The sequence below is a fragment of the Undibacterium sp. TJN25 genome, assembly GCF_049339885.1.
In the GTDB taxonomy this organism is placed as follows: Bacteria; Pseudomonadota; Gammaproteobacteria; order Burkholderiales; family Burkholderiaceae_D; genus Undibacterium.
In genome coordinates, this window is record NZ_JBMPPM010000006.1 from 278,396 (window position 1) to 291,969 (window position 13,574).

Below are 13,574 nucleotides of genomic sequence, written 5' to 3' on the forward strand. Positions count from 1 at the left end.
CGTGCTGAAACCACAACTGTCTCGCTTGTGCAACGGCCTCGGTTTTAGATTGTGCTATGAAGTGGAAAGCCGCATTCAGGTTATGGGCGGGTAGAGGTATCTGTGGAAATTTGCCCGTAAGAAGCGGGGAGACCTGTCTTGGCGGGCCAATGTATCCTGTCCTGTCCGAATTTCTCGGCAATTTACACCGGTAATGCGTGCGGAGACGGAGGTCCAGATTGTTGATGTTGTGTCAGTTACGAGGCAGGAAGACGGCCGGTCGTATGAAAAAAGCCCCGCAGTGGCGAGGCTTTTCATGTGCTGCCGGGTATAAGGGGCCTATGCCGCCAGATCGGCTTCCGACGTAAAGGAGTCTGCATAGAACTCTTCTTCCGGCAACTGGCACATTGCCGTGAAATCGAACTTGGCGGAATCGACAACGATGGGCGCGCCGCAGGCATAGACCTGGTAACCGAGCAGGTCGGCGTGGTCGTCCATCACGGCGCGGTGGACAAAGCCGGCGCGGCCGGTCCAGCCGTCTTCCGGCGTGGCATCCGATACCACCGGCACGTAGCTGAAGTTGGGCAATGTGGCCGCCCATTCTTCGCACAGGCTGTTCATGTACAGATCTTCCGGGCGGCGGCCGCCCCAGTACAGCGCGACGCGGCGGGTGGAACCGATGTGGATCAGTTGTTCCACCAGTGCCTTGATCGGTGCAAAGCCGGTGCCGGAGGCCAGCAGGATGATGGGCTTGTCGCTGTCTTCACGCAGGAAGAAAGTACCTTGCGGGCCTTCGAAACGCAGGATGTCTCTTTCCTTCATCGTCGAAAACACCTGGTCGGTGAACAGGCCGCCGGGCATGTGGCGCACGTGCAGCGTGATCTGTTCGTCCAGGTGCGGCGCATTGGCCATGCTGTAGCTGCGGCGCTTGCCGTCGCGCAGCATGAATTCGATATACTGGCCGGCGCGGTATTGCAGGCGTTCGTTGGCCGGCAGCTGCAGCGAGATCAGCATCACGTCGTGCGACAGCTTCTCCAGCTTGGCGACGCGGGTAGGCATTTTCTTCACCGGGTAATCGCCGCCGCCGACAATTTCACGCGCTTCGATGACCAGATCGGAATTCGGCCGGGCGCAGCAGAACAGCGAGCCGCCCTGCGCTTCCTCGGTCTCCGACAGGGCCCTTTGCTGATGCACGCCGTGCGTGACACTGCCTTCCAGCACTTTGCCCTTGCAGGAGCCGCAGGCGCCGTTTTTGCAGCCGTAAGGCAGGCCCACGCCGGCGCGCAGCGCCGCACTCAATACGGTTTCGCCGTCATCGCAACTAAATTGGCGACCGCTCGGGGTCACGGTTACTTGAAAAGTCATACAATCCTGAATATGAAAAACATACAAAAAAAACTGAATAGGCCGCGGCTGCTGATCCTGGGATGCGGCGACGTGGGCATGCGTTTGCTGCCCTTGCTGCGCGAACAGTTCCGCCTATTTGCCGTGACCAGCCAGCCGGCCAGGGCGGCAGAGTTGCGTGCCGCGGGCGCCGTTCCGCTGGTGGCCGACCTGGATCAAAGGGATACGCTGGCTCGGCTGGCGAACCTGGCGCACTATATTGTCCATCTGGCACCACCCCGTTCCGAGGGCGAAAACGATGCCCGGACCCGTAATTTGACCGCCATTCTACCTGACAAGAGCCACCTTGTTTACATCAGCACCACCGGCGTGTACGGCGACTGCGGCGGCAGCGCGTTCGATGAAACGCGCCCGGTGCGGCCGCAAAATGCGCGCGCCAGGCGCCGCGTGGCAGCGGAAAAGCTGCTGCGGGCCTGGGCCAGGCGTAGCCAATCCTCGTTATCCATCCTGCGGGTACCGGGCATTTACGCCGGCGACCGTCTGCCGCTGGAGCGTTTGCAAAAAGGCACGCCGGCATTGATAGAAGTGGATGATGTCTATACCAACCATATCCACGCCGACGATCTTGCCCGGCTGATCAAGCTGGCGCTGTTCCGCGCATCGCCGGGCAGGGTGTACCACGCGGTGGATGACAGCGATATCAAGATGGCAGCCTATTTCGATGCGGTAGCGGATGCCTTCCAGCTGCCGCGCCCGCCACGATTGCCGCGCGCCGAACTCAGCGCAGCGGTCAGCCCCATGCTGCTGTCCTTCATGTCGGAATCACGCCGCCTGCAGAACAGCCGTATTAAGTCGGAACTGGGGATGCGGCTGCGCTACGCGCGCGTGGAGGACGGCTTGCGGCAGGCTTTGCGTGATCGCGCCGGAGCTTGAACAATCAATGGAGGACCGGGTTAAATAAAGTTGGCGCCGGTAAGTGCAATAGCGTCAGCGTATTGCACCGAATGATCTGGATACATGCATGAACAAATGCGCCGTATATCTGACGCCAGGCGGTGCAATACGCTAAAGCTATTGCACCCTACGATGTTGCGATGCCAAGGTTCCGGGCGTGGTCAGGCGTCGGCGACAGGCAATTCGATGAAAAACGTCGAACCTTCGCCTTCCACGCTGGTAAAGCCGATGCGGCCGCCCATTTTTTCCATCATAGTCTTGGTCAGCGACAGGCCCAGGCCGGTGCCTGCATATTTACGCGCTGCCTTGGCGTCTTCCTGGGTGAATTTTTCGAAGATGCTGCCCTGAAATTCGGCGGAAATGCCTATGCCCTGGTCCACCACCGACACCCTGGCCCAGCTGCCTTCGATGGAAATATACACCTGCACCTGGCCGTGCCTCCTGGAAAATTTGATCGCATTCGACAGCAGGTTGGACAGCACCTGGATAAAGCGCTGCTGGTCGGCATTTACGATGGCGTCCATGCTGTGCTGCGCGTCGAATACCAGCGCGATGCCGAATTTTTGCGTATAGCCTTTGTTTGCGTTGATCGACTTGGCTACCAGTTCCCGCAGCGAGCCCGCCTGCAGGTTGAACTGCATGCCGCCGTATTCCAGTTTTTCAAAATCCAGCAGGTCGTTGATCAGTAGTGTCAGCCGTTCCGCATTGTCGTTGGCCATGTCCAGCAGGGTTTTGGCCTTGTCCGGAAGCGCGCCGCCTATGCCACCCACCAGCAGGCCCAGGGAGCCGCGAATGGACGTCAGCGGCGTGCGCAGCTCATGCGACACCGCGGCGACGAATTCGCCTTTCAATTTTTCTACCCGCTTGCGTTCCGACAGGTCATGCAGGATCAGCACCAGCAGCGCCTGTGAGCCCAGCTCCACCCTGGCGATCGCCAGTTCCAGCGGGATTTCCTGGTCCAGCCGCTTTCTTCCCGTTAATTCCTGGCGGGCCTGTTTCTCATGCGGGGTTTGCCTGTCCTGCATATAGCTGTGCAGGAAGGCTTCCGATGCAGGGTCCGGGAACAGGCTCAGGATGTTGCGGCCGAACAGCGCACCGCGTGGATAGTCGAGCAAGGTCTCGGCGGACTGGTTGGCCGATTCAATGAAGCCGCTGGGGTTCATCGTGATGATGCCTTCCGCCGCATTGGCCAGGATGGCGCGCAGCCGCTCCTCGCTGTCGTGCAGCTGGCTGGTGCGGTGCGCCACCAGGATTTCGACATTGAAGGTGTGCGCCGTCACCACCAGCAGGTAAATGCCCAGCAGGCTGGTGAACAGCAGGCCGCCTATCATCGTGAACCAGGTGATCCATGATACGTGCACATCCCAGTAGGCAGCGGACGGCTGCGCCAGCAGTGCATACTGGCGGCCGCCGAAATTGATGGTGGACTGGAAGATGCGTTGCGGATCCACCTGCTTGATGGCATCGTAAAAGGTGCCGCGCTTGCCGGGGTAGGACAGGTCGTAAAACTTGATCAGGATATTCTGCTGCTCCTGCTTGCTGAGCAGGTCTTCCACCACCTCGCTCATTCTCAGTACACTCATGGCCACGCCCTGGAAGGCCGCGGCGCGTCTCCATGAACTGTCCAGCGGCTTGCCCGGCGCGTAGATAGGCGCGTACAGCAGCACCGAATACTGGTCTTCCTTGTCGGTCACCAGCACCAGCGGATCGGTCACGGTGACGTTGCCGCTGTCGCGCGCTTCCTCAATCGCATTGCGCCGCAGGTCATTGGAGCCCATGTCGTAGCCGAAGGCGCGCGTACCGGTCCTGAACGGCTCTATATACGTGATGGGGAAGTAGTCTTCGCGGTCGGCCACCGGCGTCAGCTTGCCGCCGGGCCCGTTCTCGGCAATCTTGAAGTTGACATAGCCTTCCCGCAGCACCGACGCCTCAAACGCCGCCTTGTCCTGCAGCGTGACCCGCGGCGCCCAGATCAGCGAAGTGATGGCCTTGTTGGTCTGTATCGTATGCTGGACGAAGGTGGAAAACGCACTGCGGTCCACGTTGCGGGCGCTGGAAAAGAAGCGTTCTATATTGCCGACCGCATCGGTATGGTTGTTCAGCTTGTTCTGCAGGTCCTGGCTGATACGCTCCACCTCCAGCCGGAATTCCAGGAACTGCTTTTGCTCTTCCCGGTGGCGGATATAGACGAATACTGTCACCACCACGGCCAGGCAGACTGTCAGCGGCAGCAGCACATTCCAGCGGCGCGAATACCAGATTTCGCGCGGTCTGCCGAACAGCACCATGACGATAGGTGTGATGGTCAGCACGCCCAGCGTATCGCCGACCCACCAGGTGGCCCAGTTGTTGAGCACATGGTTGCCGGGGATGATATTCAGGCAGTACAGCGACAGCACGCCTATGCTGGACCCGGTAATGCAGGCCAGCACGCCGCCGTGCAGGAAGAAACGGAAAATGGATTTGTCGCTGTCCAGTGCCAGATCGCGGCCGACGAAGCGGCGTATCAGGTAGCGGCCGCTGAAGGCCTGCAGCGTGGCGCCGCAAGCCAGCAAAGTTGCCAGCAAGACTGAAAGCGAGGACAAGCCCTCGGGGGATTCCCAACTGATCATCACATTGACCAGGAAAGCGCCCAGCGCCACACCCGGCAGCAGACGGTAGCCGGCCAGCAGCACCACGCCCAGCGCCAGACCTGCCGGCGGGTACACGGCCATTGCGTAGCCGGGCGGAATCGCCAGCAGCAGCGACAGGCGCCCCATCAGCAGGTAGGCGGACGCCAGCGCCATTATGCGGAACCATGCTTTCGTGAACAGGAAGGAAGAAAGCCGCCACACCGGCGAGCCCGTATGCCGCAGTGACGGCATCAATGCTCTCCCTGCCGCCGCATGGGCAGGGGGCTCAACTGCATCGAAGCAGGCTGTTTATACAGGGTATGCAGAGCAGCAGGCATGGCGCAATTTCCAGATCGTCAGACTATCGGACTATCAAACCAGCGCGGAAGTAACCTTCAGTACCTCTTCGGCAGTGGTCAGCCCCTCGATGATCTTGTAGGCGCCGGCAATGCGCAGCGGTTTCATATCGTCGGCGATGCTTTGTGCGCGCAACGCATGGATGTCCGATTCTTCCTTGATCAGCTTGCTGAAGGGCTGGGTCACCGTCAACAGCTCATACAGGCCGGTGCGGCCCATGAAGCCGGTCTGCCGGCATTCAGGGCAACCCACAGGCCGGTAGACGGTGGCGGGTTTGGGGATGTTCCATTCTTCGGTCAGGCTCTTCCAGACTGCATCCAGCATTTCCCCGTCCGCCGATTTGCAATGCTTGCACAGCGTGCGCACCAGCCGCTGCGCCAGGATGCCGATGATCGTCGCTTCCAGCAAGTAGTAAGGCACGCCCAGTTCCAGCAAGCGCATGATGGCTGACGGCGCATCATTGGTGTGCAGCGTGGACAGCACCAGATGGCCTGTCAGCGCCGCCTGTATCGCCATCTCCGCGGTTTGCAGGTCGCGGATTTCGCCCACCATGATGATGTCCGGGTCCTGCCGCATCAGCGCTTTCACGCCGTCGGCAAAGTTCAGGTCTATGCCGGGCTGCACCTGCATCTGGTTGAAGGAAGCTTCCACCATTTCTATCGGGTCTTCCACCGTGCAGACGTTGACGTCCGAAGTGGCCAGCGCCTTCAGTGTCGTATACAGCGTGGTGGTCTTGCCGGAGCCGGTAGGCCCGGTCACCAGGATGATGCCGTGCGGCTTGGCGGTGAGGTTGTCCCAGCGCACCGCATCATTGATGGGGAAGCCCAGTTCCGGCAAGGTCTTGACGACGACCTCGGGATCGAAAATACGCATGACGACCTTCTCGCCGAAGGCGGTCGGCATCGTGGACAGCCGCAACTCTACCTCCTGGCCGCCGGCGGTGCGGGTCTTGACTCGGCCATCCTGCGGCCTGCGCTTTTCTATCACGTCCATGCGGCCCAGCAATTTGATGCGGGCCGTCATCGCGATCATTACAATCGCCGGCACCTGGTATACCTGGTGCAGCACGCCGTCGATACGGAAGCGTATCGTCGCCATGTCGCGCTTGGGCTCCAGGTGGATGTCGGAGGCGCGCTGGTCGAATGCAAACTGCCACAGCCAGTCCACAATGTTGATAATGTGCTGGTCGTTGGCATCGACCTGCTTGTTGGATTTGCCCAGCTCCACCAGCTGTTCGAAGTTGTTGCGCAGCGCCAGGTCATTGTTGCTGGCTTTTTTCGCATCCTTGATGGATTTTGCCAGCGTGAAGAACTGCGAGATATATTGCGAAATATCCAGCGGATTGGCCATCACCAGCCGGATTTCCTTGCGCGTGATCTTGGCGATCTCGTCCTGCCACTCGCTGCTGTACGGTTCGGTAGTGGCGATGATGACAGCGGTCGGCGTGGATTCCACCGGCAGGATGTTGAAGCGCGTCGCATAGGTGGACGACATGACATCCGACACTTTGGTGAAATCGATCTTCAGCGGGTCGATGCGGTAAAACGGCAGCTTCACCTTGCCGGCCGTCCATTCGGTCAGCCAGTCCAGCGTCAGCACATGGTGGGGCGCCAGCGCCGACTGCAGCTTGCATTGCGCGACGGCAGTCAGCGGATGCATGGTGGCCGGGCCGTTGTTCAGGATGGACTGCGCATGGTTGAAATCGGTCTTGGCGGTTTCCTTCTTCACAACGCCGTCCGCCATCAGCCAGGTAAAGATTTGCTGCATGCTCAGCGCACGTGGCGCGGATTTGGTCATTGCGGTTGCCATGTGTGATGTCGCCTCAGGAATTCGTTTTCAAACCATTCACCCAGGATTTTGCCGGCAAGCCGACGCTTTCCTTGATGGCTACGGCGCGCTCATACAGTGCCGGAAAATCCAGTACGCGGCGGGACTTGAACGCAATTGCCACCACATTCCCGTCATGCACTTCAGGCAGGCACAGCACTTCGTCAAAAGCGAAGCGCATTGCTTTCATATTCTTTACATAGCTGGGGTGGTCGCCGAACAGGTTCACCGTCAGTACCCCCTGGTCCGTCAGGCAGGCTTCGCAGGCCTGGTAAAACTCGGCGCTGTCCAGCACCGGGCCGCGCGCGGTAGCGTCATACAGGTCTACCTGCAAGACATCGATCTTGCCGTGGTTGTTGGCATCGTTGACGAATTCATTGGCATCCATTTCCAGCACCTGCAGCCGCTCGTCATTCGGCGGCAGCTTGAACATGCTTTCGCAGACCGAGATCACTGAGGGGTTCAGGTCCACGGCCGTGACCTGGGCCTGCTCAAAACGGCGGTAGCAGAATTTCGTCAATGCGCCTGTGCCCAGACCCAACTGCACAATGTGCGCCGGCTCCTCAATGAACAGCATCCACATCATCATCTGCTGCGCATATTCCAGCTCTATCCAGTCCGGCTTGCGCAGGCGCATCGCGCCCTGCACCCACTCGGTGCCGAAGTGCAGATAGCGCACGCCATCCAGTTCAGACAGCGTAACGGGCGCAAACTTTGGTTTGCGGTTTTTTTTCAGTGCCGTTGCGGCAGCCTTGGGGCCGGAACGCAGGTTCGCCTCGGCTTCTATGGATTTACGTTTGATCAGCATGCGCTCATTTTACCTACAGGACAGCTTGCCACAGTAATAATTTCTGCGGAAATGACACTTGTACATTGGCCGGTGGTGACGAAGCAGCACTAAGGGCAGGCTGCAGCGCTGTCGTTATGCTGCTGCGGTGTTGCCATCGAACAAAGTTTATGTAATTTTGGCTATTTTTTCGCTTTGCAAGACGAAATTTGGTCTTCGGAAGGCGCGGGTTTTACATGCGTGTTTCAAAATACAAACAAATTGATAGCTATTTTTAATGACATTATGAAACATAATCTAAAAATCATTAGAATCCCCGTTTCGCTTGAAGATGAGAGCAGCGAATATCTACTGTAATCGGGTTTAGTCAGGCGGATCGGAATCTTTGGTCAAAAAAAGCAATAAAGGATGGCCAAAACCGGCGCGGCCAGAGGGGCACGGGACCTGACTTCAGGTATAGAAGGGCAGCTTACAAGAATCACAAGGCAAATCAGTAAATGAGCGGCGAGGCATCAAGGTCTCGCTCCGGCGTTTTTCATTCCTATGAAAAGGATTTTGTATGACGAGTGTTAGCGAAATATGTAAAGCACATAATGGTGTGACCACTTGGGGATTTTCACAGAGTGATCTTTCTGTGGCCTATCACATATTTTCCAATCCGGCCACGCGCTGGGGTATCTGTGCAGCTCTGTCTGCATATTGGATAGAGCGCCATGCACACGATGGTTCTCTCGCCAATGAGCTTGGCGGCGGAGGCGTCGGGCCCCTCAAGGTCGGCAAGATAAAAGAAATTGCCATGCTGCACGGCCACGTGTCGATGAGGGGTGATCGTTCAGATCAGCATCGCGATCTTGGACTCTGGCTAAAAATGCACGATCTCTTGCCATTACATGGATCTGAAGTCCTCAAAGGCGACTCAAAAAAGGTAAAAGGCATGTCCCCGACGCGCAACGAGTTCGTCGCGAGCACGACCGGTGCAATCGCAAATATAGAAGGCAACATGGTCAGGGGTATGCAAAAATTCAGCTCATGCTATTTGCGGCTGAACTTTGGCGGCAACATCCGGTTCAAGGGCGAGGGCGGCCACGCTGTTGCGGTCTGGCTCGGTGGCCGGACCTACGGATCGGCGGGAGACGCACTGTTTTTCGACCCTACCTATGGAGAGTTCTGGTTCGAATCGAAAGCGGATTTTTTCAGATTTTTCCCGGTTTTCTATAAGGCCAAGTATCTGTCCGGACTGATGAACTTTAATACACGCTGGGAAATTCTGCCGTGTGCCTTGCGAGCCTACTAATGCTGATGGATGCCTGTTAAAGCGCCATTGGGGAGCAGCAGCGCGACAGGTACTCTGCATACGGGCAGGCTGGCGAGGTCTTTATTCATCAATGCGGATGGGATAGGCCATCGCTGGCGACGTCGTATTCAGCTTTACTGCCGCGCGCAGCGCCATACTTGGTAATGCTATTCAAGATAGCGTGACAGAGCAGGCGAATGGGGGGCAATACACCAGTCTCGTGATCATGCCATTGCGAGCCTGTTTCGGCAAATATATTATTATCAAATAATGCCGCGACAAAAGCAGCGTCAAGCCAATGTCTCGCGCAATCTTGTCCAGATGATCAGCTTTTTCTCGAAACTTAAGGAAGCATGCGCAGGCGAGGTGGACGGCAAGATCAGCGTGCGGTAGCCGGCGGCGGCGAACTGCGGCGCAAATTTACCGGAGGTCTGGCCATTGAAGCCCACCGTCTCCAGCAACGGACACAACTCACGCAGGCGGGCGAAGTCATTGGCGGCGGGCTTGCGGATCGCAGAATCCAGGCTGCCCTCGCGCTCGCAGGCGCCCAGCACATCCCATAGTCCTATGCGATGCGAAAGAAGGCGCGGCAGGCGGTCGGCATAGGGCAGGCCGGCAAGATCTTCGCCAGTCAGCGCGGACAGGATGGGCCATAACTGGTTGCGGGGATGGGCGTAATACTGCTGCGCCTGCAATGATGCCTCGCCTGGGAAGCTGCCGAGTACCAGTGTAACGATGTTTTTGTCGATGACGGCAGGAAGTCCCTGCAGCCGCGATGATTCTTCTTTCAGCGTCATTGATTCGATCTGGGTGGGAGGATTGATGTCAGGTATCCATGATAAGTCTTTGTGCGGGTTGATGCAGGTGTGCGCATCGGCGACTTCTTTGCAGGAGACGGCATGAGGGGCCGAGGGAGCTGGATTGCTTTCTTTAAATAATATTGCTATATTGATATTTAAGGCAGGCAAATTAGAGGGCTCTGTCTTTGTCAGTGAAGGTTTCTCCGACTACAATGGATTGATGTGTCGGCCCGGACAATGGGGTGGCCTATATAAAAAATATAAATTCTTATTGGAGACGAATATGAATACCAGCGTCAGTCAGGCAAGAGCGGTGGATGTGCTATTGGAAAAATATGCGGAAAGCCACCAGAACCCAGTGAATGAATATATTCATTTTATCTGCGTGCCGGTGATCATGTGGACGGTACTGGGGCTGATCTGGGCTATCCATCCTTATGCGGCGGTGGCTGCCGCCCTGGTGTCGCTGGCATATTACTTTACGCTGTCGGTATCATTTGCGGTGGGCATGAGTATCATGGCGGCTGCCATGCTGTGGATATTGTATGTGCTGCCGCAGCCCTGGATATTGCCGGCGGCAGTCAGTGTGTTTGTGATTGCCTGGATAGGCCAATTTATCGGCCACAAGATAGAAGGCAAGAAGCCCTCGTTCTTCGATGACCTGCGTTTCCTGCTGATAGGGCCGCTGTTCGTGCTCGGCTTCCTGTACCGGCGCCTGAATATTGCGTATTGAATGTACGGTGAAATCAACATTCAGGGCTGGCATGGAACATTTCGGATAAAATCCTGTCCAACTTATTTGCTAATGTATGTGCTGAGGTAGGTACCGACTGCGCATCGCTTAACCTGAATTTTCGGAGAGTATTGTGAAAAAATTGTCTATGGTCGCTATTGTTGCTGCTATTTCCGCATTGAGCGCCTGCGCGGTGCAACCCCAGTCTTCCAACAGCGTCTATCGTTCTGGCCAGACACAGAACGAGCAAACCGTGCGCCTGGGCGTGGTGGAGTCGGTGCGTGAAGTGATTATCGACGGCGGCCAGAGCGGCGTCGGCACCGTGGGTGGCGCAGCGGTTGGCGGCATTGCCGCGGCTTCCACGATTGGCGGCGGCAACGGCTCCGCAGTCGCGGGTGTGCTGGGAGCCATTGCCGGCGGCCTGATCGGCAACAAGCTGGAATCCGATGCAACGCACCGCAAGGGCCTGGAAATCACTGTCAGGCTGGATAACGGCGAGCTGAAAGCGATTACGCAGGATGCCGATGAGGGTTTCCGCGCCGGCGAGCGCGTGCGCTTGCTGTCGACAGGCCGTACGACACGCGTCACGCATTAATTGATTGAATATGGCCGGCAGCAATGCCGGCATGAAAAAAGGGCGGTGCATGTGAATGCACCGCCCTTTTTGTTCGATAGCAGAGCCCGCAGATACGGGCTTCGCTATGCTTATTTGCTCAGCAGCATGTCGTTCAGACGCTTTACGAAAGAAGCAGGGTCCGTCAGTGAACCGCCTTCGGCCAGCAAGGCCTGGTCAAACAGGATGTGCGACCAGTCGCCGAATTTTGCATCTTCCACCTTCAGGCGCTGCACCAGAGGATGGTCCGGGTTCACTTCCAGGATAGGCTTGGATTCTGGTGCGGTCTGGCCGGCGGCCTTCAGCATACGCATCAGGTTGCCGGACAATTCGTTTTCATCCGCCACCAGGCAGGCTGGTGAATCGGTCAGGCGGAAAGTCACGCGCACGTCCTTGGCTTTGTCTGCCAGCGCCGTTTTCATTTTTTCCACCAGGTCCTTGAACTCGGTTTCCGTTTCTTCGTGCTGCTTCTTCTCGGCTTCGTCTTCCAGCGTGCCCAGGTTCAGGTCGCCCTTGGCGACGGAGGCCAGTTCCTTGCCTTCGAAGTCGGTCAGGAAAGACAGCATCCATTCATCGACGCGGTCGGTCAGCAGCAAGACTTCCACGCCTTTTTTGCGGAAAATTTCCAGGTGCGGGCTGTTCTTCGCGGCCGTGTAATTGTCGGCGGTGACGTAGTAGATCTTGTCTTGGCCTTCCTTGACGCGGCCCAGATAGTCGGCCAGCGATACGGTCTGCGCGTCGCTGTCGTTATGCGTGGAGGCAAAGCGCAGCAGCTTGGCAATGCGTTCCTTGTTGCCGGCGTCTTCGCCTATGCCTTCTTTCAGCACCTGGCCAAACTCACCCCAGAAGGTCGCGTACTTGTCTTTCTTTTCCTGCTCATCGGCATTCGCCAACTCTTCCAGCATGCTCAGCACGCGCTTGGTTGAACCTTCGCGGATGGCCTTGATGTCGCGCGATTCCTGCAGGATCTCGCGGGACACGTTCAGCGGCAGGTCGTTGGAGTCGATCACGCCCTTGACGAAGCGCAGGTACACCGGCATCAGCTGCTCGGCGTCGTCCATGATGAATACGCGCTTCACGTACAGCTTGATACCGCCGCGCTTGTTGCGGTCCCACATGTCGAAAGGGGCACGGGCAGGGATGAACAGCAGCTGCGTATATTCGCTGCGGCCTTCCACGCGGTTATGCGTATAGGTCAGCGGCGCCTGGAAGTCGTGCGATACATGCTTGTAGAATTCTTCATACTGCTCAGGCGTGATGTCGGACTTGCTGCGTGCCCACAAGGCGCTGGCCTGGTTCACGGTTTCCAGTTCGTCTTTGACTACCTGCTCTTTTTTCTCTTCATCCCACTCTTCTTTCTGCATCAGGATAGGCAGGGAGATATGGTCGGAATAAGTGCGGATGACGGACTTCAGTTTCCAGGAAGACAGGAATTCTTCTTCGCCTTCGCGCAGGTGCAGCGTGATGGACGTGCCGCGATCGGCTTTTTCTATCGCTTCCACGCTGAAATCGCCTTCGCCGGCGGATTCCCAGCGTACGCCTTCAGACGCAGGCGTGCCCGCGCGGCGCGATTCCACCGTGATCTTGTCTGCCACGATAAAGCCGGAGTAGAAGCCGACGCCGAACTGGCCTATCATTGCCGCGTCTTTTTGCTGGTCGCCGGACAGTTTGCCGAAAAATTCCTTGGTGCCGGATTTGGCGATGGTGCCCAGATGGGCAACCGCGTCGTCGCGGGTCATGCCGATGCCGTTGTCGGCGATAGTGATGGTGCGCGCTTCCTTGTTGAAGCTGACCTTGATCTTCAGGTCGGGATCGTTTTCAAACAGGCTGCCGTTGTTGATGGCCTCAAAACGCAGCTTGTCGGCCGCGTCGGATGCGTTGGAGATCAGCTCGCGCAAGAAAATTTCCTTGTTGGAATACAAGGAATGGATCATCAATTGCAGCAACTGTTTTACTTCTGCCTGAAAACCCAGGGTTTGTTTATCATGATCAGACATGTTTTCCCTCAAAAATCGAATAAGTGGTGTAGTAACGTGGTGATGTGTTTATTTTTTGTACCTGCTCGCAAATGAGGCTTTTAACACTGTTTTCAAGAGGGCCTTTGCATCATTGAAGTGTGTTCCTTCATAATGTTTTCATTTTGCTACAATTTGTGCGTTGCAGTATCCGGCGCATCTCGTCTATCCTTGATACGATACCATCCAGCTTATCCATCCCGGCTCTCCATACCATTCAACACCGTTTTGCACGTCCCGTTCATGAGTTCACGCTAAA

10 protein-coding genes are annotated in these 13,574 nt (G+C 57.1%); 4 read left to right on the forward strand and 6 right to left on the reverse strand.

Annotation, left to right across the window (positions count from 1 at the left end; translation table 11 throughout):
- Positions 1-318 precede the first annotated feature (318 nt).
- Positions 319-1,344 (reverse strand): CDP-6-deoxy-delta-3,4-glucoseen reductase, encoded by a 1,026-nt coding sequence (locus ACO0LO_RS16930; RefSeq protein ID WP_422965528.1) that lies wholly within the window; start codon positions 1,342-1,344, stop codon positions 319-321.
- A 12-nt stretch (positions 1,345-1,356) separates the two neighbouring features.
- Between ACO0LO_RS16930 and ACO0LO_RS16935 the strand changes: the two genes are divergently transcribed.
- A complete protein-coding gene (locus ACO0LO_RS16935) occupies positions 1,357-2,256 on the forward strand; it encodes an SDR family oxidoreductase (RefSeq protein WP_422965530.1) in 900 nt (299 codons plus the stop codon).
- Positions 2,257-2,438: 182 nt separating this feature from the next.
- Here ACO0LO_RS16935 and ACO0LO_RS16940 read toward each other — a convergent pair whose 3' ends face one another.
- The 3 genes from ACO0LO_RS16940 to ACO0LO_RS16950 form a co-directional block, all read right to left on the reverse strand.
- Positions 2,439-5,141 carry a CHASE domain-containing protein gene (locus tag ACO0LO_RS16940; protein ID WP_422965532.1) on the reverse strand — a complete coding sequence of 901 codons (2,703 nt, stop codon included), beginning with the start codon at positions 5,139-5,141 and terminating at the stop codon, positions 2,439-2,441.
- Between the two features lie 120 nt (positions 5,142-5,261).
- Positions 5,262-7,055, reverse strand: a complete 1,794-nt coding sequence (locus ACO0LO_RS16945) for a GspE/PulE family protein (RefSeq protein ID WP_422965534.1) — start codon at positions 7,053-7,055, stop codon at positions 5,262-5,264.
- A gap of 13 nt (positions 7,056-7,068) precedes the next feature.
- Positions 7,069-7,881 (reverse strand): methyltransferase domain-containing protein, encoded by an 813-nt coding sequence (locus ACO0LO_RS16950; protein WP_422965536.1) that lies wholly within the window; start codon positions 7,879-7,881, stop codon positions 7,069-7,071.
- Positions 7,882-8,419: 538 nt separating this feature from the next.
- On the opposite strand from ACO0LO_RS16950, the gene ACO0LO_RS16955 reads away from it, so the two are divergent.
- Entirely contained in the window at positions 8,420-9,154 is a 735-nt protein-coding gene (locus ACO0LO_RS16955) for a YopT-type cysteine protease domain-containing protein (RefSeq protein WP_422965538.1), read from the forward strand.
- Between the two features lie 290 nt (positions 9,155-9,444).
- On the opposite strand, the gene ACO0LO_RS16960 is transcribed toward ACO0LO_RS16955, so the two are convergent.
- Positions 9,445-9,951, reverse strand: coding sequence for a DNA-deoxyinosine glycosylase (locus ACO0LO_RS16960; protein ID WP_422965540.1), 507 nt, complete (start codon positions 9,949-9,951; stop codon positions 9,445-9,447).
- A 286-nt stretch (positions 9,952-10,237) separates the two neighbouring features.
- On the opposite strand from ACO0LO_RS16960, the gene ACO0LO_RS16965 reads away from it, so the two are divergent.
- Positions 10,238-10,687 carry a DUF962 domain-containing protein gene (locus ACO0LO_RS16965; RefSeq protein ID WP_422965541.1) on the forward strand — a complete coding sequence of 150 codons (450 nt, stop codon included), beginning with the start codon at positions 10,238-10,240 and terminating at the stop codon, positions 10,685-10,687.
- A 148-nt stretch (positions 10,688-10,835) separates the two neighbouring features.
- Entirely contained in the window at positions 10,836-11,282 is a 447-nt protein-coding gene (locus ACO0LO_RS16970) for a glycine zipper 2TM domain-containing protein (protein ID WP_422965897.1), read from the forward strand.
- Between the two features lie 110 nt (positions 11,283-11,392).
- On the opposite strand, the gene htpG is transcribed toward ACO0LO_RS16970, so the two are convergent.
- A complete protein-coding gene (htpG, locus tag ACO0LO_RS16975; protein WP_422965542.1) occupies positions 11,393-13,297 on the reverse strand; it encodes a molecular chaperone HtpG in 1,905 nt (634 codons plus the stop codon).
- Positions 13,298-13,574: the final 277 nt, after the last annotated feature.

Excerpts from the sequence above, each read along its gene's own strand:
- ACO0LO_RS16955 (WP_422965538.1), top strand. The coding sequence starts at position 8,420 with ATGACGAGTGTTAGCGAAATATGTAAAGCACATAATGGTGTGACCACT.
- ACO0LO_RS16960 (WP_422965540.1), bottom strand. The coding sequence starts at position 9,951 with ATGACGCTGAAAGAAGAATCATCGCGGCTGCAGGGACTTCCTGCCGTC.
- ACO0LO_RS16970 (WP_422965897.1), top strand. The coding sequence starts at position 10,836 with ATGGTCGCTATTGTTGCTGCTATTTCCGCATTGAGCGCCTGCGCGGTG.
- htpG (WP_422965542.1), bottom strand. The coding sequence starts at position 13,297 with ATGTCTGATCATGATAAACAAACCCTGGGTTTTCAGGCAGAAGTAAAA.
- ACO0LO_RS16945 (WP_422965534.1), bottom strand. The coding sequence starts at position 7,055 with ATGGCAACCGCAATGACCAAATCCGCGCCACGTGCGCTGAGCATGCAG.
- ACO0LO_RS16935 (WP_422965530.1), top strand. The coding sequence starts at position 1,357 with ATGAAAAACATACAAAAAAAACTGAATAGGCCGCGGCTGCTGATCCTG.
- ACO0LO_RS16965 (WP_422965541.1), top strand. The coding sequence starts at position 10,238 with ATGAATACCAGCGTCAGTCAGGCAAGAGCGGTGGATGTGCTATTGGAA.
- ACO0LO_RS16940 (WP_422965532.1), bottom strand. The coding sequence starts at position 5,141 with ATGCCGTCACTGCGGCATACGGGCTCGCCGGTGTGGCGGCTTTCTTCC.
- ACO0LO_RS16950 (WP_422965536.1), bottom strand. The coding sequence starts at position 7,881 with ATGCTGATCAAACGTAAATCCATAGAAGCCGAGGCGAACCTGCGTTCC.
- ACO0LO_RS16930 (WP_422965528.1), bottom strand. The coding sequence starts at position 1,344 with ATGACTTTTCAAGTAACCGTGACCCCGAGCGGTCGCCAATTTAGTTGC.